Origin of the sequence: Mesorhizobium sp. M1399 (genome assembly GCF_040317735.1) — a bacterium.
GTDB lineage: Bacteria > Pseudomonadota > Alphaproteobacteria > Rhizobiales > Rhizobiaceae > Mesorhizobium.
This window is the reverse complement of the sequence record NZ_JAMYKZ010000003.1, coordinates 274,196-294,039: the sequence shown is the minus strand read 5'-3', so window position 1 is coordinate 294,039 and position 19,844 is coordinate 274,196. Positions and strand designations below refer to the sequence as shown.

Genomic DNA, 19,844 nt, shown 5'->3' with positions numbered 1-19,844 from the left:
ACTATGTCCGACATCCTGCGCAAGATCGAGGCTTACAAGCGCGACGAGATCGCGGCGGCCAAGGCGCAAGTGCCGTTTGCCGAGATCAAGGCACGGGCAACGGACGCCGAAGCGCCGCGCGGCTTTCTTTCCGCCCTTGAAGCAAAGCGCCAATCCGGCAGGTTCGCGCTGATTGCCGAAATCAAGAAGGCTAGCCCATCCAAAGGCCTGATCCGCGCCGATTTCGATCCGCCGGCGCTGGCCAGGGCCTATGCGGAAGGCGGTGCCGCCTGTCTTTCGGTGCTGACCGACGCACCCTCTTTCCAGGGGGCGCCCGCGTTCCTCAGCGATGCGCGCGCTGCCGTCGAGTTGCCTGCCTTGCGCAAGGATTTCCTGTTCGATCCCTATCAGGTCTACGAGGCCAGGGCATGGGGCGCCGATGCCATACTGATCATCATGGCCAGCGTCGACGACGCGTTGGCAAGAGAACTCGAAGCGACAGCTTTCGGGCTCGGCATGGACGCGCTGGTCGAAGTGCATGACGAGGCTGAGATGGAACGCGCGCTGCAGCTGTCGTCGCGGCTGATCGGTATCAACAACCGCAATCTCCGGACCTTCGAAACCAGCCTCGAGACCTCGGAACGGCTGGTCGCGATGGTGCCCGCCGACCGCCTTCTGGTCAGCGAGAGCGGTATCTTTTCGCATGACGATTGCCGCCGGCTGGAGCGGAGCGGCATCGCCACTTTTCTGGTCGGTGAGAGCCTGATGCGTCAACAGGACGTGGCCGCTGCAACGCGCCTGCTTTTGACGGGCAAGGCGCCGGCAGAGGCGATCTGAGGATGGCGGCCGCCCTCACCCATCTTGGCGCGCGCGGCGAAGCCAACATGGTCGATGTCGGCGACAAGGCTGAGACGGTGCGCACGGCAGTCGCGGAGGGCTTCGTGTCGATGCGGCCCGAGACCCTGGACATGATCCTCGCCGGCGATGCCAAGAAGGGCGACGTGCTCGGTACCGCGCGTATCGCCGGCATCATGGCGGCCAAGAAGACGCATGAACTGATCCCGCTCTGCCATCCACTGCTGCTGACCAGGATATCTGTCGATATCGAGCCGGACGCAGCTTTGCCCGGCCTGAAGGTCACAGCATTGACCCGCGTCACGGGCAAAACCGGCGTTGAGATGGAGGCCCTGAGCGCCGTCTCGGTCGCTTGCCTGACCATCTACGACATGGCCAAGGCGGTCGACCGCGCCATGGTCATCTCCGGTATCAGGCTGGTTGAAAAGACCGGCGGCAAATCCGGCGACTACAAGATCACCGAAGATGGGGTCACCGAGGCAGGCCGCTGATGGCGCTGGTCCCAGTTGCTGAGGCGCTCGAGCGCCTGTTGGACGGCGCAGCTGCACTGCAGGGCGAACGCGTCGCGCTGCTGGATGCCGCCGACCGCGTGCTGGCGGAGCCGGTTGTGGCGCTCCGCACCCAGCCGCCGTTCAACGCCTCCGCCATGGACGGCTATGCCGTGCGGGCGGCTGATATCGCGTCCTTACCAGCAAAGCTTTCGGTGGTCGGCATGGCGCCGGCCGGAAGCGGCTTTGCCGGGACGGTGCAGCAGGGGCAGGCCGTCCGTATCTTCACCGGCGCGCCGCTTCCCGAAGGCGCCGACACCATCGTCATCCAGGAGAACGTCCGCGATCTCGGCCGCGGTGTCGTCGAAGTGACGGAGCCGACGGTGCAGGGGCGAAACATCCGCCGCCTCGGGCTCGATTTCGCCAAAGGCAACGTCCTGCTGCACAAAGGCCGCCTGCTCGACCCGGCGGCCTTGTCGCTGGCGGCATCGGCCAACCACCCCGAGGTCGGCGTGGTCAAAAGGCCGTTGGTCGCCATCATCGCCACCGGCGACGAATTGCTGCCGCCGGGCAGCGAGCTTGGCCCCGACCAGATCATCTCCTCCAACGCCTATGGTGTCGCCGCCGCCGCACAGTCGGTCCGTGCGCGAGTGCTCGACCTTGGCATCGCGCCGGACCGCAGGGAGGCGATCGCTGCGCTGGTGGAAAAGGCCGTGAAGGCTGGCGCGAACGTCATCGTCACGCTGGGCGGTGCCTCGGTCGGTGACCACGATTTCGTCCATGACGTGCTGACCGGGCAAGGCATGACTCTCGATTTCTGGAAGATCGCCATGCGGCCGGGCAAGCCGCTGATGTTCGGGCGGCTGGGCGACATTCGCTGCATCGGCTTGCCCGGCAATCCGGTGGCGAGCCTGGTCTGCACCCAGCTCTTCCTGAAGCCGCTGCTGGCGCGGCTCGGCGGCCGCGCCTTTCAGCAGGATATGCGTGAGGCACGGCTCGGCGCTGCCATGCCGGCCAACGATCTCAGGCAGGATTATGTGCGGGCTGTTGTCAGCGCTGACGCCGGCACGCTCGTGGCGACGCCGTTCAGCATCCAGGATTCCTCGATGCTGAAAATGCTGGCCGATGCCAACGGGCTGATCGTCCGTGCGCCGTTCACGCCCGCCGCGGCGGCGGGCGCCGCTTGCGACGTGCTGATGCTACGCTGAACCTGCCTCACTCCGAGATCAAGGTCCGGGTCAGCGGATGGTCTGGATCGGCCAAACCGTCGATGATGTTGAAATGATGCCGGTCAGGCTCGACCACCGAACTGGTCGCGGCACCCAGGCCGATCCAGATGTTGGCCAGCAACGCGCTCTGGCGCAGGAATTCGGCGCGCTCGCCGCCGCCGGCCCAGCAGGTCAGGCGGGCCTTGTCCATCGGGCGCAGCAGCACCGGGCTTTCGGCCTGCGCCTCGGCCTCATCGATCGCCAGCGTCTCGTTCATGCCGGTGCGCATGATCGGGCGCAAATCGTGCACACCCGAGATCGATACGACATGGCGAATGCGCCGGACAATTTCGGGCGCCAGCGGCGTCGTCGTCGTAACCATCCGGCTAACAAGATGGCCACCGGCCGAGTGTCCGGTCAGCATCAGCGGCCCTGCGACCATCCCCGCCGCCTTGCCGATCGCCGCGCCGACTTCCTTGACGATGCCGCCAATGCGCATCTGCGGACAGAGCGTGTAGGACGGCATCGCCACGGCATAGCCGCGATCAACAGCGCCAGCGGCAAGATGCGACCAGAAACTCTTGTCGAATGCCATCCAGTAGCCGCCATGGACGAACACCACGAGCCCCTTGGGCTTGGTGGCCGGCAGGAAAAGATCGAGCCGGTTGCGTGGGCCATGGCCATAGGCCATGTCGAGCCGCGCCCGGCCCTCGGTCGAAAGCACGTCGCGAAAAACCCGCGCGGGCTCGACCCAGGCCGCCGGCCAGCGATCGCTGCCGGCTATGTTGGCGCCGTTGGCATAGGCGTTGTCCCAATCGGCAATGTGACGTTCGAACACCCTGCGCCCTCCCCTGGCAATATGGCCTTGCAACGAGCGTGAGCATCGCGCGGCGCGTCGTCGCCAGCCTCACGATTCCAGCTCTCGCATCAATCTCAAGTGACAGCCGCCTTGATGGCGAAGCGCGCATCCTTCCACGCACCGGTGCGCAGGATGTCCTCAAGCACTTCGACGGCCTGCCAGACATCGGCATAGCCGACATAGAGCGGGGTGAAGCCGAAGCGCATGGTCGATGGCGCGCGAAAATCGCCGATCACGCCACGTTCGATCAGCGCGCGCATGATCTGGTAGCCATGCTCGTGCATGAATGAAATCTGGCTGCCGCGTTTTTCCCCGTCGCGCGTGCTTTCGAGCGTTAGCCCGTAAGTGCCGCACTTTGCCTCGACGAGCTCGATGAACAGATCAGCCAGCGCGATGCTCTTCTTGCGCACCGCCGTCATGTCGACATCGTTCCAGATGTCGAGCGCGCCCTTCAGCGTGCGCATCGACAGGACCGGCTGGGTGCCGCACAGAAACCGGCGGATGCCGGTGCCGGCCGCATAGCCTGGCTCGAAGGCGAAGGGCCGTGCATGGCCCCACCAGCCGGTGAGCGGCTGCTGGATGTCGGCAAGATGCCGCTCAGCCGCATAGATGAAGGCAGGCGCGCCCGGTCCGCCATTCAGATATTTGTAGGTGCAGCCAACGGCAAAATCGGCGTTTGCCGTGTCGAGCTCGACTGGCATCGCACCGGCGGTGTGGCAGAGATCCCAGACGATCATCGCCCCGGCTTCCTGGGCCCTGCGCGTCAGCGCCGGCATGTCGCGCAGTTCGCCCGACTTGTAGTTGACGTGGTTGACCAGCACCACGGCGGTGCGTTCGTCGATCAGCTCTTCGATGCTCGGCGCGTCGACCCCCGAGAGGCGCAGCAGCGTATCTTTTCGCGTCGAAACCACACCCTCAGCCATGTAGAGGTCTGTCGGAAAACTGTCGCCCTCGGCGACGATGACCTGCCGCTCCGGCCGCATGGCCATGGCGGCGTGCAGCAGCTTGTAGATGTTGACCGATGTCGTGTCGCAGACCACCGTCTGGCCGGCCGCGGCACCGATCAGGCGCCCGAGCTGGTCGCCAAGTTCGAGCGGCATGTTGAACCAGCCGGCCGTGTTCCAGGCGCGGATGAGATCATGCGCCCATTCTTCGGTCACTGCCTTGCTCAATTCATCGAAAGCGGCACGCGAAGCGGCCCCTAGCGAATTGCCGTCGAGATAGATCACTCCTTGCGGCAGCACAAAGCGGTCGCGCATCGCGCGCAGCGGATCTGCAGCATCCATCGCCCTTATTGCCACGAGATCGGGAATTCCTGTCATGATTTGTCTGCTCCCCAAGATTCACCGCAACGCCGGACACGCATCGACGGCATCCATCGGTCACGAGCGGTTCTCCATTACCTGGTATCGCGCAGCAAGGCTCCACCGGCGACAAGTTGCCTGACCATGCGGTGGAAACCAGGAGCCAAGCCAACCCAAGGTTGGCGTTTTGAGTTCGTTTCGTTCACGGTGCATTGACCAAACCGCACAGTCGATACGGCTTCAATTCCGTGCCCCTTTGCCGGCTGACGGCCGATACCAGTGCCGCCTTCTGGAAACCCAGAGGGCGCAAACGAAAGCAGAATCAAGGCGATGAGGCCCGCGGCGGTGAAAATGCAGCGTCCCGGTTTGGCGAGTGGTATCGTTACCCGAGCCCTAACACATTCATTAAACTTTAAACAGTTGCGGAACACAACTGGAACAGATAGTGTTTGTTCTGGGTTTGTTTTTCTGATTCTGTTGGGGGTCGCTATGCTGACACGCAAACAACACGAACTGCTTATGTTCATCCACGAAAGGCTGAAGGAAAGCGGTATCCCGCCCTCCTTCGACGAGATGAAGGAAGCGCTCGACCTGGCTTCCAAATCGGGAATCCACCGGCTGATTACGGCGCTGGAGGAGCGCGGCTTCATTCGCCGTTTGCCCAACAGGGCCCGTGCGCTGGAGGTGCTGCGCCTGCCCGATTCGATCGCCCCCGGCCTCAATGCGGCACGCAAGTTCTCGCCGAGTGTCATCCAGGGCAGTCTTGGGCAAGGTCCTCGGCAAGGCAAGCCGACATCGTCGCGCGTCCCTGCAGCCGGCAATGACGACGATGTCGTCGCCGCCGTGTCTATCCCGGTGATGGGCCGCATCGCCGCTGGTGTGCCGATCGATGCCATCCAGCACCAGACGCATTCGATCTCGGTGCCGCCGGACATGATCATGGGCGGCGAGCATTATGCGCTCGAGGTCAAAGGCGATTCGATGATCGAGGCTGGCATTTTCGACGGCGACACGGTGATCATCCGCAATGCCGATACGGCGAGCCCCGGTGAGATCGTGGTGGCACTGGTCGACGAGGAAGAAGCGACGCTGAAGCGGTTCCGCCGCAAGGGCGCCTCGATCGCCCTGGAAGCCGCCAATCCGGCCTACGAGACGCGCATCTTCGGACCAGACAGGGTCAAGGTGCAGGGCAAGCTCGTTGGGCTGATCCGCCGCTACTGAGCTGCGCCCTTGGCGCCGGCTTTTGGCTTGTCGGCTCTGCGGTATGGCGGCATGCCCCGCGCCGCGCGTGAAAATTTCCGCTGCACGTGCCAGGGCCGGTATGATTTTTCGACGGCGAAGCGGATTTCGGCGCGTGTTGCCGCTTGTGGATCGAAATAGACGGCCGCACTTCCCGCGCGCGCCAGTTGCCGTTTGGTGACGACGAGGACCAGCCGGTCGTAGTAGCAGGGATTATGGGCGGTGGCGTCGTCGATGACGATCAAGCTGGCAAAGGCGCAGGCTGGCCGTGCAGTATCGCGGTCATTGGCTAGCGCGATGATCGCGCCGGATGGATGCCTGGCAAGGCAGAGACCGTCCGTGCAAATGAACGGCATGCCCGGCGGTAAGTCGGCCGGATCGGCAATGTCGAATTGCGGATCGTTCTTTCCAGGTGTTTCCGGCGCGACGATAGCCTCTGATGTGAGCGCGCGTTTCCAGTTGTCGATGGTGAACTCATTCGGGCGTGCCCGGTTGACCGCGAGTTCACCGCTGCCGATCGGCAGCGCGACGAGCCGTGCGTCCTCCGAGATCAATACATCGGGTACGCGCGTCTGCGTTGTCGTTAGCAAGCCGGCGAGCGCAAAAGGAAGGGCCACGAGCCGCAACCAGGTCGTCGCCATGCTGGCAATGACGAGGGCGATCGTCACCAAAAGGACAGATCTCAGCGAAATCAGCCCGACCGCATCGATCGGCGAGCGCTCGGAGATCCACCCGGACAGGGCGATCATCGCCGTCAGCCCCTTGCCCATCACGTAGAGGAAAGGCCCATCCGCGCCGAACGGCATCGCCAGCGCACTGAGGACGGCGAAGGGCATGACGACCAGTGAGACGATAGGCATGATGGCCAGATTGGCGAACAGGCTGAGCGGCGCCACGCGCTGGAAATGCCATATGGCGAAAAGCGCCGTGGCGCTCCCTGCAATGATCGAGGTCATCGCCAGGCCGCCCATGCCCAGCAGTACCTTTCTAGTGGCAAAGCGTAGCGGCGACCGCCGGGGCGGCGGCGTGGTGGCCCCGCCGGCGCGGTAATCGGACCAGCCTGCATAGGCGCCGACAAGGGCCGCCGTCGCGGCGAAGGACATCTGGAAGCTCGGACCGACCACCTCGTGCGGCGACACCAGAATGACCGCGATGGCCGAGATCGCCAGGTTGCGCATGGTGAGCGCGGCCCGGTCGAACAGCACGGCGATAAGCATCACCGCCAACATGATGAAGCTGCGTTCGGCCGCCACCACAATGCCGGAAAAGACGAGGTAGGCCGCAATCGAAAAAAGCGCGGCGGCCGCCGCGTATTTCTTGACCGGCCGTCGCGATGAGAAATCGGGAAACAGCGCAAAGGCGCCGCGCAGCAGCGCCATAATGGTGCCGGCGACCAACGCCATATGCAGCCCCGAGATGGAGATGATGTGGTAGATGCCGGTACGCCGCATCGCTTCGTTGATCTCCTCGGGAATGCCGGCGCGCACGCCGACGATCAGCGCAGCAGCAATCTCGCCCTCGGCGCCGCCGATGCGGCTGCGGATATGGTCGGCGATGGATTCGCGCGCGTCTTCGATCGCGGAAGAAAGCCGCGCGGCAAACGGCATGCTGCCCGACGACACGACTTTCGGATTGCCGAGAAAAAAGCCGCTGCCGCCGATACCGGCAAAATAGCTGTCGAAGGAGAAATCATAGCTGTCGGGCCGCACCGGCCCGGTCGGCGGCAGCAGCCGCACATAGCCGGCGATCTCGGAACCGGCGGTCAGCTCAGCCGGTATTTTCATCGCCGAAACGCGGACCCGTTCCGGCATGTAGCGCAGTGTCGGCCTGGCGGTTGAGATCACATCGATCGTCAGCCTGATGCGGCCGCTCGCCATGGGCTCGAACGATACGACGCGACCCGTGAGGCGCGTCGAGATTTCGGAACCGAGCATATGCGTTCCGACACGCCAGGTCTCGACCTTGGCGGCAAGCACGCCAAGCGCGCAGAGCAACGCCGCCATGAAGCACAGGCGGGTTCTGGGCCACGACCGCGAGGCGACGGCACAGAGGGCTGCCAAGGCGACGATTGCGATCGGCTGTGGAAAGGCCGGCTCCACCGCCAGCGCAAAATATACGATCACCCCGCATGCGAGGAACACCGGCACCAGCAGGAAGGCGACCCCACGGTCGAGCTCCAGGCCGACCGCCGAGGTTACGCCGTTGCGGATACGGGACGGTGACGGGAGGCGGAAACGCCGGCGTAGGCGCACGATGGGCTCGGCCGCGGGCACGAGAACCGTTGCTGGGTCGCTCGCCGGCAGCGACGGGGCATCAAAGCGTGGAACCGGCAGCAATGCCGGTGCCGGCAGGACAGGCACGGGCGCGGCAAACAGCAAGCGTTCGCTGACGCCGCTGCCAACGTCCTCGCCCTCGCCCGCACCACGGCCTCGCACAGCCATCGGGTCTGCCCCTTGCGCCCTCGACCTCCTATGCTACATGAACGCGCAACGCGCGAAAGTCCGCAAACCCACTTCCTTCGCCTGCCTGAGAGTTCCATGCCCGACAAGGTCGTCACCCGTTTTGCCCCCTCGCCCACCGGCTATCTGCATATTGGCGGGGCGCGCACGGCGCTGTTCAACTGGCTGTATGCCAAGCACACAGCCGGCACGATGCTGCTGCGCATCGAGGACACCGACCGCGAGCGTTCCACCGATGCGGCAACCGCGGCCATCCTCGACGGGCTTTCCTGGCTTGGCCTGACATGGGACGGTGAGCCGGTGTCGCAGTTCGAGCGTGCGCCGCGCCATCGCGAGGTGGCCGAGGAACTCGTTCGCATGGGCAAGGCCTATTATTGTTACGCGACGCCTGCCGAGTTGGAGGCAATGCGCGAGAGCGCACGAGCCAAGGGGCTGCCTCCCCGCTATGACGGCCGCTGGCGCGACCGCGACCCCTCCGAGGCGCCGGCCGGCGCCAAGGGGGCGATCCGCATCAAGGCGCCGACAGACGGCGAGACGGTTGTGCATGACCGCGTCCAGGGCGACGTGCGCTTTCCCAACAAGGATCTCGACGATTTCATTATTCTGCGCTCGGACGGCAACCCGACCTACATGCATGCCGTCGTCGTCGACGATCACGACATGGGCGTCACCCACATCATCCGCGGCGACGACCATTTGACCAACGCCGCCCGCCAGACGGTGATCTACCATGCCATGGGGTGGGAGGTGCCGTCGATGTCGCATATCCCGCTGATCCACGGTGCCGACGGCGCCAAGCTGTCGAAACGGCACGGTGCGCTCGGCGTCGAGGCCTATCGCGCCATGGGCTACCTGCCGGAGGCGCTGCTCAATTATCTGGCGAGGCTTGGCTGGAGCCACGGCGACGATGAGATCATGTCGATCGCCAACATGATCGCATGGTTCGACATTGGCGACGTCAACAAGGGCGCCGCCCGTTTCGACTTCGCCAAGCTCGAGGCGCTGAACGGCGTGCACATGCGCCGCATGAACGACGCGGCGCTGCTCGACATCTTCATCGCCACTCTGCCCTATCTCGACGGCGGTCCGGCGATCGCAGCTAGCCTCGACGACAGACGCAAGGCGCAATTGCTTGCCGCTTTGCCAGGCCTGAAGGAGCGCGCCAAGACGCTGGTCGAACTTGTTGAAGGGGCTGCATTCCTGTTCGTCGAGCGGCCGATGCCGGTCGACGAGAAGGCGGCGGCGCTGCTCAGCGGTGAGGCGCGCGCGATCCTGCGGGGCGCTCATGCGGCACTGGCCACGATTTCGGACTGGTCTGCCGCCTCGGCGGAAGCCGCGATCCGCGACTATGCGCAGGCCGGCGGCCACAAACTCGGCGCCGTGGCCCAACCTCTGCGCGCCGCGCTCACCGGCAAAAGCACCTCGCCCGGCGTCTTCGATGTGCTGGCCGTGCTTGGCCGCGAGGAAGGCCTGGCGCGGATTGCCGATCAAATCGATTAGGAAACTGGCCCAAGAAGATTGGCATTGAAAGGTGTGTTTCGCAGTGCAACATTGGGTCTTGGCCTAATCTGGCGCGCAGATTCAATTGCGGGCGCAAATGTGCGTATTCCGATGCTTTTGACGTGTTGGGTTCAATGTTTTGCCGTTGCCGGCCTGAGGAAACAAAAAGGAGTTTGCTATGACCGAACCTGCGACAAAGATGGAATTTGGCGGCAAAACCCAGGCGTCGACGGCAAAACTGGAACTCGACGGCAAAACCCATGAATTCAAGATACGAAGTGGTTCGGTAGGACCTGATGTCATCGACATCGGTTCGCTCTACAGCACCACCGGCGTATTTACCTACGATCCCGGTTTTACGTCGACGGCGAGCTGCGAATCGGAAATCACCTTCATCGATGGCGATGCCGGTATTCTCTTGCACCGCGGCTACCCGATCGACCAGCTGGCCGAGCACGGCGACTTCCTCGAAGTCTGCTATCTCTTGCTCTACGGAGAACTACCGACCAAGGCGCAGAAGGACGATTTCGACTACCGGGTGACGCGCCACACCATGGTGCATGAGCAGATGTCGCGCTTCTTCACCGGCTTCCGCCGCGATGCGCATCCGATGGCGGTGATGTGCGGCGTGGTCGGCGCGCTGTCGGCCTTCTATCACGATTCCACCGATATCTCGGACCCTTATCAACGCATGGTCGCCTCGATGCGGCTGATCGCCAAGATGCCAACGATCGCGGCGATGGCGTATAAATACCACATCGGCCAGCCGTTCATTTATCCGAAGAACGAACTGAATTTCGCAGCCAACTTCCTGCATATGTGCTTCGCCGTGCCTTGCGAGGAATACAAGATCAATCCGGTGCTGGCGCGCGCGATGGAGCGCATCTTCATCCTGCACGCCGACCACGAGCAGAACGCCTCGACCTCGACCGTCCGCCTCGCCGGCTCGTCGGGCGCCAATCCCTTTGCCTGTATCGCTGCCGGCATCGCCTGCCTGTGGGGTCCTGCACATGGCGGAGCCAACGAGGCAGCCCTGAACATGTTGGGCGAGATCGGCCATGTCGATCACATCCCGGAATTCATTGCGCGCGCCAAGGATAAGAACGATCCGTTCCGATTGATGGGCTTTGGCCACCGCGTTTATAAGAACTACGATCCGCGCGCCAAGATCATGCAGAAGACCGCGCACGAAGTCCTGGGCGAGCTCGGCATCAAGGACGATCCGCTGCTCGACATCGCCATGGAGCTGGAAAAGATCGCGCTGACCGATTCCTATTTCATCGAGAAGAAGCTCTACCCCAACGTCGATTTCTATTCCGGCATCACGCTGAAGGCGCTGGGCTTCCCCACTACCATGTTCACCGTGCTGTTCGCGGTTGCCCGCACCGTCGGCTGGATCGCGCAGTGGAAGGAGATGATCGAGGACCCGCACCAGAAGATCGGCCGTCCGCGCCAGCTTTATACCGGTGCGCCGGAACGGGATTACGTGCCGATCGCGAAGCGGTGAAGGTAGCGAGTAGCGAGTAGCGAGTAGTAGCTGAAGCAGCTTGGCTGTTACGGCCAGCACCATTTCCTATTCGCTACTCACTACTCGCTCACTTCCTCACCATGCCCATCACCACCCCCGCCGCCATCTCGCCTGACGGCTTGTCGGTTGCCATACGCCCGGCGATTTCGGCAAAACCGTCCTTCTGCCAGGCGCGGTAGGCGGTATCGGAGAATAGCGCCTCCAGCTGGCGCGCCAGATAATGCGGACGCACATATTGGTTGTAGTGTTCCGGCACGACCGGCCGGTCGGCGATGAGATTGGGCAAGGCTGCGCTCCAAACTTTGATCAGTCCCTGCGCCATGCGCATGACCGGATCGAGCCGGTAGCAGGAGATCATCGGCACGCCCGCCAGTGCCAGTTCCAGCGATACCGTCCCCGACGCGATCAGCGCCGTATCGGCCTTGCCGAAGGTCTGCCATTTGCGTTCGGCATCAAGGATGATCTCCGGCTTCTCGTTCCAGCTCGCGACCGAGGTCCTGACCAGGTCGGCGACGTGCGGCACCGTCGGCAACAGCAAGCGCAAGCGGTGCCCGCGCGCCCGCAGGATCGATACCGTTTCGCCGAACGGCCCGACCAGGCGCCGCACCTCGCCGCGACGCGAACCGGGCAATACAAGCAACGTTTTCACACGGTCGGCGGAGAGGTCACGCGGCTGCGCCTGCGCCCTGGCGGCACTGACTATGCCCGGATCGTGTGCAAGGCGATGCCCGACATAGGTGCCGGGCGGCCCGCCCAGGCGAGCGAGTTCCTTCACCTCGAACGGCAGGATACAAAGAATGTGATCGACATATGGCTTCATTGCCGCCGCCCTGCCCGGCCGCCAAGCCCATACGCTCGGGCAGACATAGTGGACGATCGGGATCGTCGGATCGGCGGCGCGCACCTTCTTGGCGACGCGCAGCGAGAAATCCGGACTGTCGATGGTGATAAGGCAGTCGGGCTTTTCATCGACAATCGCGTTTGCCGTCTGGCCGATCCGCCGCATCAGGCGCGGCAGGTCGCGCAGGATAGCGCTAAGCCCCATCAGCGCGATCTCGCTGCCGTCGAACAATGGCGCCAAACCGAGCGCCTGCAAATGGCGGCCGCCGATGCCTACGAGCCGAACTTCGCGCCCGGTCATGCGCTTTAACGCCTGCACAAGGTCGGCGCCAAGCAGGTCGCCGGACTCCTCGCCGGCGACGACGGCTATCTTCAACGGCTGCTCATTCGCCATGCGCCGGCTCCGCAGCAGGCAGGCCGATCACGAACAGGCCGAGTGCATTGGCACGCCCGATGGTGGCAGGACCTTCGAGCACCAGCGAGCGGCCGGCTTCGACGGCAATGCCGGCCAGTCCGGCGGCATGCGCCGCCTCGACGGTCAGAGGGCCAATGGAGGGCAGATCGGCACGCAGTTCCTGACCGGGCTTGGCGCATTTGACCAAAACACCACGGCTCCTGCCAGCCAGCCTGCCGTGCCCGCGTAATTGTTTTGTCCGCTCGAGCAGCCCGTCTGTGCCCTCGACGCCTTCCAGCGCGATGGCGCGGCCACCAACCGCAACAGCCGCCTGGCCAATATCCAGCGCGCCGATAGCTTTTGCTGCAGCGTGCGCCGCCTCGATGTCGCGCCAGTCGGATTTGCGTGGCGCCATCTTGGTCAGCGGGCCTTCAGCGGCGACCAGTTCCGGCACGATCTCGTGAGCGCCGACAACCTTGATGCCGCTGCGCTCGATCCTGCGCACGAACAGTTTCAGCACCGTATCGTCCCCCCGGGTTACACCGACGAGAAGGCTGGGTAGCCAGGCGAGCAGGCCCAAATTGAGGCGCATGGCGCTCAGCCTGGGGCGGCGCGTAATATGTCCCGCGGTCACCAGATGCGTAACGTGATGCCGCTTGAGCATCGGCAGCAGCGAGCCGACGTCCTCCAGCCTCAAGCTTGCCTGCTCATAGGGCTCGAAATCGACTATGCGGTCGACCTCGCCCGCCGCCATGACGACGAAGGGAGGTTTGCCTTGCCGGGCGAGCGCTCGGGCAATTTCGACCGGGAGACTGCCGCCGCCGGCGATAATGCCGACCTTGGCATCTGGCGCGAGATCAAGGCCCTTTCCGGCAGCCTCAATCTTCGTCATCTGCCCTCAGTCTTCATCATCGGTATCGTCGCCGTCGCCACCTTTGAGCGACGGCACGGCATAGTGCCGCTTGCCGCGGCCAGCGATGAAATCGACGATCTTCATGGCCGTCGGCGACGAGGCGAATTCCGCCTTGGCGAACTCGATGTTTTCGCCGACGGTCCGAGAGCGATCGAAGATCGTGTTGTAGGCTTTGCGCAGCAAGTGGATCTCGGAACGCGGCAGGCCGGCGCGCTTCAGGCCAATGATGTTGAGGCCGCGAAGGCTGGCACGGTTGCCAACGGCGATGGCGTAGGGAATGACGTCGCCGACGATCGCCGAGCAACCGCCGAGAAAGGCGTTATCGCCGATGCGGACAAACTGATGAACCGCGGTAAGGCCGCCGATGTAGACATTGTCACCGACTTCGCAATGCCCGCCTAACGTCGCTTGATTGGCGAAGGTGGCGTTCCTGCCGACCACGCAGTCATGTGCAATGTGGGCATAGGCGAGGAAATTGCCGTTGTCGCCGATCGTCGTTTCGCCGCGGCTGGAATCGGTGCCGAGATGCATGGTGACGCCTTCGCGGATCGCGCAGTTCTCGCCGATCACCAGCGTGGTACGGCCGCCCTTGTGCTTGGTGTTCTGCGGCGGCCCGCCCAGTATCGCCATCGGATAGACCTTGGTCGATGCACCGATGGTGGTCGCGCCCATCACCGACACATGGCTGACCAGTTCGACACGGTCGCCGATCACGGCGTCGGGGCCGACGTAGCAGAAGGGTCCGATGCGGGCGCCTTCGCCGATTTGGGCGCCTGCCTCGATGACCGACGATGGATGGATGACTGTCTGGATTTTCATTAGCATTCGTTTGTCAGCCGCTTGCGACCATCATTGCCGAGATCTCGGCTTCCGCCGCCTTGGTGCCATCGACGAGGGCCTCGCAGGCGAATTTGAGAAGATTGCCGCGTTTCTTGATTTTCTTCACATGAATTTTCAATTGGTCGCCTGGAACGACCGGCTTGCGGAACTTGGCGTTGTCGATGGTCAGGAAATAAACCAGCGACGGCTTTTCCGTACCGAGGCTGCGGATGCAGATGGCGCCGGCCGTCTGCGCCATCGCCTCGATGATGAGCACGCCGGGCATGACCGGCTGGTCGGGGAAATGACCTTGGAAATGCGGCTCGTTTATGGTGACGTTCTTGATGCCGATGGCGGATTCGTCGCCATCTATGTCGACAATGCGGTCGATCATCAAGAACGGATAGCGGTGCGGCAGGAGCTTCATCAGCCGCATTATGTCAACCGCTTCGAGCGTCGCCGCTGCGATCTCAGCCATTTCCCCCCTCACCCTGTTTGCGCGTCCGTGCAAGTCTGCGCAAGGCCGCTATCTCGCGCATGGCTTCCGCCATCGGCTGCGCCGGATATCCTCCCCAAATCTCACCTGCAGGCACATTGCTCATAAACCCGCTTCTTGCGGCAAGCTTGGCCCCGGACCCGATGGTCAAATGATCCGCAAGGCCGACGCCGCCACCCATGGTGACGTTGTCGCCTACCGTCACGGAACCGGAAATACCCGAAAGCCCGGCTATAATGCAATTGCGGCCGATGCGAACGTTGTGGGCGATCTGCACCAGATTGTCGATCTTGGTGCCCTGGCCGATGATCGTGTCGGACATGGCGCCGCGATCGACGGTCGTATTCGAGCCGATCTCGACGTCGTCCTGAATGATGACGCGGCCGATCTGCGGAACCCGCTCCGGACCCTTGGCGCCGGCAACGAAACCGAAGCCATCCTGGCCGATCCTGGCACCGCCATGGATGATGACGCGATTGCCGATCAACGCATATTGCACGCTTGCACCTGGACCGACATAGCCGTCGCGGCCGATCTGAGAGGAAGGACCGATAACCGCATGCGGGGCAATGACGGTTCCGCTGCCGATGGCAGCGCGCGGCCCGATGACCGCGCCTGCTTCGATGATCGCACCGGCCTCGACATGGGCGGTCGGATCGACATGGGCGTGCGGCGAGATACCGGTTTCGCCGGTCATCGGTCCAGGCGTTGCAGCCGCCGGGAAAAGCAGGCGCCCGACCATTGCGAAAGCCTGCTGCGGGCGCGGATGCACCAGCACCGCAATGCCCGCCGGCGCCTTGCCGGCAAATTCGGCGGGGCAGAGAACCGCTGCCGCCCGCAGTGACTGCATCAGCGCGAAATTGCGCCTCCCATCGACGAAGACAAGCGCGTTCTCGCCGCCTTCGTTGGCGGGCGCCAGAGCCTCGATCGATACATCGGAGAGACCGGAATCGACAAGCGTCGAGCCGGTCAGATTCGCGACTTCGCCGGCCGTATACCGGCGTGAGGGCGCGAAGAACACCGGATCGGTCATTCCAGAAGCAATATCCAGCTAGCGCATGACCCCGGAAATCGGAAGTCGATCCTCGGAAAGGATCATGCGCAAAAACAAAGTGCTACAACATCCTTTGCGTGTCCAATAGGACGCGCTGCGCTGTAGTGTCGGGTCACCGCCCATCCGGATCCAAACGAGCCGGAAGCATCGTTACCCGCACATCAGAAGCGGGTCGATATACCGAAGTTGAATTCCTGCACGTCGTCGGTCTTTTCCTTCTTGACCGGGATCGCATAGTCGATGCGGATCGGACCGAAGGGCGATGCCCACATCAGGCCGACACCGACAGAAGCGCGCCATTCCATTCCGGTTGTCGACTGATCGACGAGGCCACTTGCAATCTTGCTGCCGTAGAGCGTTGCCGCATCGGCAAACACTGCCCCGCGGAGGCCGAAGCTTTCCGGGATAACCGGCAGCGGGAACTGGGCTTCGGCCGAGGCGTTGAAATAAGTGGTTCCGCCGAGATGGTCGTTGCGGTTGTCCAAGGCAACCGGACCGATGCCACCATATTCGAAGCCGCGGATCATACGGTCGCTGCTCTGGAAATGGTCGAAGACACGTAGATCGCCGCCGCCATATCCCTGGACATGGCCGGCGCCGCCGGAAATGAGGCCTACCAGATCCAATTGTTCGGACAACGTCTGATAGATGCTGCCGCGCGCCGTGACCTTGATGAACTTGGCGTCGCCGCCGACGCCGGCCACTTCGGTGTTGACATTGGCATAAAGCCCGTCATGCGGGTTCTTCATGTCGTCGATGGTGTTGTAGATCAGGCCGAGGCTGACCGACGACTTGAGCCATGGGCTCTCGTTAACTCCGTTTTGGATCGCCTGGGAGACGTTGCAACCGGCCATTGGGTCGCAGTCTTCGTCGAACTCGTACTTCTCTTGCGCGATATTGTACGCGAGCTGCGTCGTGATGTTGTCGGTGATCGGCAGACCGAAACGCACTGTCGCGCCCGTCGTATCGCTGTCGTAATGGTCGTAGTTTCGGCTCTGCTTGTAGATGTCGAAGCCGGCCGCGATGCGCCGCCCAAGGAAATAAGGTTCGGTGAAAGAGAAGCTGTAGTCGCGCGAGTTCTTGCCGCCGCCCGCCGCCACCTTGATGAATTGGCCGCGACCGAGGAAATTGCGCTCACTGATAGAACCTTCGACGGACGGACCTGACGTTTCGCCACCAGTCGAATAGCCGGCACCGATCGAGAATTCACCGGTCGACTTCTCGACTACGTCGACCACCAACACGACCTGGTCCGGCTCAGAGCCCGGAACGGTGGAAATCTCGACTTTCTCAAAATAATCGAGCGCTTCCAGCCGCCTCTTCGCGCGCTGGATGAGAACCTGGTTGAACGCATCGCCTTCGCTGACATCGAATTCGCGGCGAATGACGTAGTCGCGCGTTCGATCGTTTCCGCGGATCTCGATGCGCTCGATATAGGCCTTGGTGCCCTGGTCGATTGTATACACAACCGAGATCGTGTGGTTTTCGAAGTTGCGATCGCCGCGCGGCGTCACCTGGGCGAAGGCATAGCCCGAACCGGCGACTTTCTCGGTCAGCGCGATGATCGTGTCCTCGACGTCCTTGGCGTTATAGACATCGCCCTTGTGGGTCTGGACTACCGATTCAAGCGACTTGCTGTCGACCTCGGGGATTGTGCTTTCGACACTGACATCGCCGAACGTATAACGCTCGCCCTCCTGCACCGTGATGGTGACGGTGTATTTGTTGGTGGTGTCGTCGAGTTCGCCGACAGCCGAGACGACCTGGAAGTCGGCATAGCCGTGATTGTAATAGAAGCGGCGCAACAGCTCTTGGTCGGCCCGCAGCTTGTCCTCGTCATAGACGTCGTCGCGCAGCACGAAGGAAAGGAAGGACGAGCGCTTGGTGGAGATGATGTCCGACAGACGGCGGCTCGAATAGGCGCTGTTGCCGACGAAATTGATCGCTGCGATCTGGGTGCGGCCGCCTTCGTTGATGTTGAAGACCACGTTCACGCGGTTATCGCCGAGATCCATGATCTGGGTGGTCACGGCGGCGTCGTCGCGGCCGATACGCCTGTAAGCGGCCTTGACCGCCTCAACGTCGGTGTCGAGTTGCTGTTGCGAGAAGGTGCTGCGCGGCTTCAATTGCACCGCAGCTTCAAGCGCGTTGTCCTTGAGCTTCTTGTTGCCCTGGAACAGCACCTGGTTGACGACCTGGTATTCGGAAACCTTGATGACCAGCGTCGATCCGACTTGGTTGATCTGCACGTCCGAAAACAGCCCGGTGCCGAACAGCGCCTTGACCGCATCGTCGATGTCGGAGCTGGAAAACGCCTTGCCCGGCTTGATCGTCACGTAATTGCGGATGGTGTCCGCGTCGACACGCTGATTGCCGGTGACTTCGACTCTGGAGACGACAGCCGCCTCGGCGGCCGATGTGGCAACGAACTGCACTGCGAGCGCGCCTGGTACAACCAGAGCGGCGGACATAGCCACCGCGGACGCGGCGCTCAGAAACTTGGATGCTGCCTTCATCGGGCTTTTGTACCTTTTCTCGAAGTCCCCACGGCGAGAAAACCGGACGTGCGGTAATTTCCCCTACCGTATTAACCGGATTTTCCCTACACGCAAGGCTTCTGGTTAATTTGTATTTACTTAACCCTGTGGCGTGGCTTTCGCGTCACGCATATCCCCACGCATGGTAAACGGCGTCTCAACATTGCTCGTGCCGAAGCCAAATTCCTTCATGATTTCAGCACCCAAACAGATCGTTCCAGAAAACAAAGCCCATGAAGCCGAGCACCAATATGAGGCCGCTTCGGTAAGCCATTTCCATCATCCGTTCGGACACCGGCCGCCGGATGACAGCCTCCACGCCGTAGAACAGAAGATGCCCTCCGTCGAGGGGGGGAATCGGCAAAAGGTTGAGAATCCCGATCCCGACTGACAGGAATGCAACAAGCTGTACGAGCCATTCAAAGCCGAGCTTTGCCGCCTGACCCGACATCTTGGCGATCTTGATAGGGCCGCCCAGCTGGCACTTGTCCTCGCGACCGACAACGAAACGTTGCAGGAACTGGCCGGTGCGCTGAATGACGTGTCCGGTTTCCTGGACCGCTGCCCCGACCGCCCCGGCCGGACTGTAGGTGATCAGCCGTGGCTGGCCGAGTTCCTTGTTGTTGACGACGCCGATCACGGCCACCTGGACCTTGTTGCCCAGTGCGTCCTGTTGTTCCATCAAGCGCGGCGTCGCCGTGACGGTGATTTCCTTGCCGCCGCGTAGCATGACGAAGGTGATGCTGTCGCCGGCACGGCCGGAGACCAGACGCTGGACGTCGGCAAAGGTCTCGACCTTGCTGCCGTCGACGCTGACGAATCGGTCGCCGGGCATGATGCCGGCCGCCGCCGCCGGACTGCCGACGGTAACCTCAGCCACCATCGGCTCCAGCACGGGACGGCCATGGACAGAAAAAAGCACGGAAAAGACAGCGATCGTCAGCAGGAAGTTGAACAGCGGCCCCGCCACCACTGTCGCCGCGCGCTTCCAGATCGGCTGCGTGTGGAAGGCGACCTTGCGTTCTTCGTCGCTCAGCGCCTCGATCTCCTCCGAGCTGGGCTGGCTCGACGTCGCGTTCATGTCGCCGACGAACTTGACGTAGCCGCCGAGCGGTATGGCGCAAAGCTTCCAGCGCGTGCCGCGGCTGTCGTTGAAGCCGATGATTTCAGGACCAAAACCGATCGAAAAGGCCTTTGCGCCGATACCGCACCAGCGGCCGACGAGGTAGTGGCCCATTTCGTGGACGAAAACGACCACGGTCAGCACGAACAGGAAAGGCACCAGCGTGCCGAGGACAAAGCCCTCTGTGCTGAAAACCGCGTGAAGAATCTCGTTCAATTCATGCCCTCAAATTCATCCACGGCGCAGGTC

16 protein-coding genes are annotated in these 19,844 nt (G+C 62.8%); 6 read left to right on the top strand and 10 right to left on the bottom strand.

Annotated elements, in window-relative coordinates:
• Positions 1-3: 3 nt before the first annotated feature.
• Genes trpC through NKH05_RS06270 form a run of 3 tightly spaced genes read left to right on the top strand, consistent with a single transcriptional unit; the run spans position 4 to position 2,530 of the window.
• Positions 4-816: an indole-3-glycerol phosphate synthase TrpC gene (trpC, locus tag NKH05_RS06280; protein ID WP_352482658.1), complete on the top strand. Its 813-nt coding sequence runs from the start codon at positions 4-6 to the stop codon at positions 814-816.
• 2 nt (positions 817-818) lie between these two features.
• Positions 819-1,325, top strand: coding sequence for a cyclic pyranopterin monophosphate synthase MoaC (moaC, locus tag NKH05_RS06275; RefSeq protein WP_023717712.1), 507 nt, complete (start codon positions 819-821; stop codon positions 1,323-1,325).
• Positions 1,325-2,530, top strand: a complete 1,206-nt coding sequence (locus NKH05_RS06270; RefSeq protein WP_352855912.1) for a molybdopterin molybdotransferase MoeA — start codon at positions 1,325-1,327, stop codon at positions 2,528-2,530. Before moaC ends, NKH05_RS06270 begins: the two co-directional genes overlap by 1 nt.
• Positions 2,531-2,537: 7 nt before the next feature.
• Here NKH05_RS06270 and NKH05_RS06265 read toward each other — a convergent pair whose 3' ends face one another.
• Positions 2,538-3,368 carry a hormone-sensitive lipase gene (locus NKH05_RS06265; RefSeq protein WP_352790160.1) on the bottom strand — a complete coding sequence of 277 codons (831 nt, stop codon included), beginning with the start codon at positions 3,366-3,368 and terminating at the stop codon, positions 2,538-2,540.
• A 95-nt stretch (positions 3,369-3,463) separates the two neighbouring features.
• Positions 3,464-4,711 (bottom strand): kynureninase, encoded by a 1,248-nt coding sequence (gene kynU / locus NKH05_RS06260; protein WP_023717715.1) that lies wholly within the window; start codon positions 4,709-4,711, stop codon positions 3,464-3,466.
• A 471-nt stretch (positions 4,712-5,182) separates the two neighbouring features.
• Between kynU and lexA the strand changes: the two genes are divergently transcribed.
• A complete protein-coding gene (lexA, locus tag NKH05_RS06255) occupies positions 5,183-5,914 on the top strand; it encodes a transcriptional repressor LexA (RefSeq protein WP_084642503.1) in 732 nt (243 codons plus the stop codon).
• On the opposite strand, the gene NKH05_RS06250 is transcribed toward lexA, so the two are convergent.
• Positions 5,908-8,373, bottom strand: a complete 2,466-nt coding sequence (locus NKH05_RS06250) for a ComEC/Rec2 family competence protein (protein WP_352482667.1) — start codon at positions 8,371-8,373, stop codon at positions 5,908-5,910. The two genes, lexA and NKH05_RS06250, sit on opposite strands and share 7 nt — an antisense overlap.
• A 96-nt stretch (positions 8,374-8,469) precedes the next feature.
• Here NKH05_RS06250 and gltX point away from each other — a divergent pair, with 96 nt between their 5' ends.
• Positions 8,470-9,891 carry a glutamate--tRNA ligase gene (gltX, locus tag NKH05_RS06245; RefSeq protein WP_023717717.1) on the top strand — a complete coding sequence of 474 codons (1,422 nt, stop codon included), beginning with the start codon at positions 8,470-8,472 and terminating at the stop codon, positions 9,889-9,891.
• Between the two features lie 178 nt (positions 9,892-10,069).
• Entirely contained in the window at positions 10,070-11,398 is a 1,329-nt protein-coding gene (gene gltA / locus NKH05_RS06240; protein WP_023717718.1) for a citrate synthase, read from the top strand.
• 88 nt (positions 11,399-11,486) lie between these two features.
• Here the strand turns inward: gltA and lpxB are convergent, their stop codons facing one another.
• The 7 genes from lpxB to rseP all read right to left on the bottom strand — a co-directional run bounded on the left by lpxB (position 11,487) and on the right by rseP (position 19,811).
• On the bottom strand, positions 11,487-12,653 hold the full coding sequence (gene lpxB, locus NKH05_RS06235) for a lipid-A-disaccharide synthase (protein WP_352858266.1): 1,167 nt from the start codon (positions 12,651-12,653) through the stop codon (positions 11,487-11,489).
• Complete coding sequence (locus NKH05_RS06230) at positions 12,643-13,545, bottom strand: LpxI family protein (RefSeq protein ID WP_023717720.1); 903 nt, start codon at positions 13,543-13,545, stop codon at positions 12,643-12,645. Before NKH05_RS06230 ends, lpxB begins: the two co-directional genes overlap by 11 nt.
• Before the next feature lie 6 nt (positions 13,546-13,551).
• On the bottom strand, positions 13,552-14,385 hold the full coding sequence (gene lpxA, locus NKH05_RS06225; protein ID WP_023717721.1) for an acyl-ACP--UDP-N-acetylglucosamine O-acyltransferase: 834 nt from the start codon (positions 14,383-14,385) through the stop codon (positions 13,552-13,554).
• 13 nt (positions 14,386-14,398) lie between these two features.
• Positions 14,399-14,863 carry a 3-hydroxyacyl-ACP dehydratase FabZ gene (fabZ, locus tag NKH05_RS06220; RefSeq protein ID WP_023717722.1) on the bottom strand — a complete coding sequence of 155 codons (465 nt, stop codon included), beginning with the start codon at positions 14,861-14,863 and terminating at the stop codon, positions 14,399-14,401.
• A complete protein-coding gene (gene lpxD, locus NKH05_RS06215; RefSeq protein WP_352482670.1) occupies positions 14,856-15,914 on the bottom strand; it encodes a UDP-3-O-(3-hydroxymyristoyl)glucosamine N-acyltransferase in 1,059 nt (352 codons plus the stop codon). The genes fabZ and lpxD overlap by 8 nt, the downstream gene beginning before the upstream one ends.
• Positions 15,915-16,096: 182 nt before the next feature.
• The gene (bamA, locus tag NKH05_RS06210) at positions 16,097-18,451 is read right to left on the bottom strand and encodes an outer membrane protein assembly factor BamA (protein ID WP_352482671.1); all 2,355 of its coding nucleotides are present in this window, start codon (positions 18,449-18,451) and stop codon (positions 16,097-16,099) included.
• A 217-nt stretch (positions 18,452-18,668) separates the two neighbouring features.
• Positions 18,669-19,811 (bottom strand): RIP metalloprotease RseP, encoded by a 1,143-nt coding sequence (gene rseP, locus NKH05_RS06205; RefSeq protein WP_352482672.1) that lies wholly within the window; start codon positions 19,809-19,811, stop codon positions 18,669-18,671.
• Positions 19,812-19,844: the final 33 nt, after the last annotated feature.

Bases quoted from the DNA above. Each gene is read 5' to 3' on its own strand.
- trpC (WP_352482658.1), top strand. From the start codon at position 4: ATGTCCGACATCCTGCGCAAGATCGAGGCTTACAAGCGCGACGAGATC.
- moaC (WP_023717712.1), top strand. From the start codon at position 819: ATGGCGGCCGCCCTCACCCATCTTGGCGCGCGCGGCGAAGCCAACATG.
- NKH05_RS06270 (WP_352855912.1), top strand. From the start codon at position 1,325: ATGGCGCTGGTCCCAGTTGCTGAGGCGCTCGAGCGCCTGTTGGACGGC.
- kynU (WP_023717715.1), bottom strand. From the start codon at position 4,711: ATGACAGGAATTCCCGATCTCGTGGCAATAAGGGCGATGGATGCTGCA.
- lexA (WP_084642503.1), top strand. From the start codon at position 5,183: ATGCTGACACGCAAACAACACGAACTGCTTATGTTCATCCACGAAAGG.
- NKH05_RS06250 (WP_352482667.1), bottom strand. From the start codon at position 8,373: ATGGCTGTGCGAGGCCGTGGTGCGGGCGAGGGCGAGGACGTTGGCAGC.
- gltX (WP_023717717.1), top strand. From the start codon at position 8,470: ATGCCCGACAAGGTCGTCACCCGTTTTGCCCCCTCGCCCACCGGCTAT.
- gltA (WP_023717718.1), top strand. From the start codon at position 10,070: ATGACCGAACCTGCGACAAAGATGGAATTTGGCGGCAAAACCCAGGCG.
- lpxB (WP_352858266.1), bottom strand. From the start codon at position 12,653: ATGGCGAATGAGCAGCCGTTGAAGATAGCCGTCGTCGCCGGCGAGGAG.
- NKH05_RS06230 (WP_023717720.1), bottom strand. From the start codon at position 13,545: ATGACGAAGATTGAGGCTGCCGGAAAGGGCCTTGATCTCGCGCCAGAT.
- lpxA (WP_023717721.1), bottom strand. From the start codon at position 14,385: ATGAAAATCCAGACAGTCATCCATCCATCGTCGGTCATCGAGGCAGGC.
- fabZ (WP_023717722.1), bottom strand. From the start codon at position 14,863: ATGGCTGAGATCGCAGCGGCGACGCTCGAAGCGGTTGACATAATGCGG.
- lpxD (WP_352482670.1), bottom strand. From the start codon at position 15,914: ATGACCGATCCGGTGTTCTTCGCGCCCTCACGCCGGTATACGGCCGGC.
- bamA (WP_352482671.1), bottom strand. From the start codon at position 18,451: ATGAAGGCAGCATCCAAGTTTCTGAGCGCCGCGTCCGCGGTGGCTATG.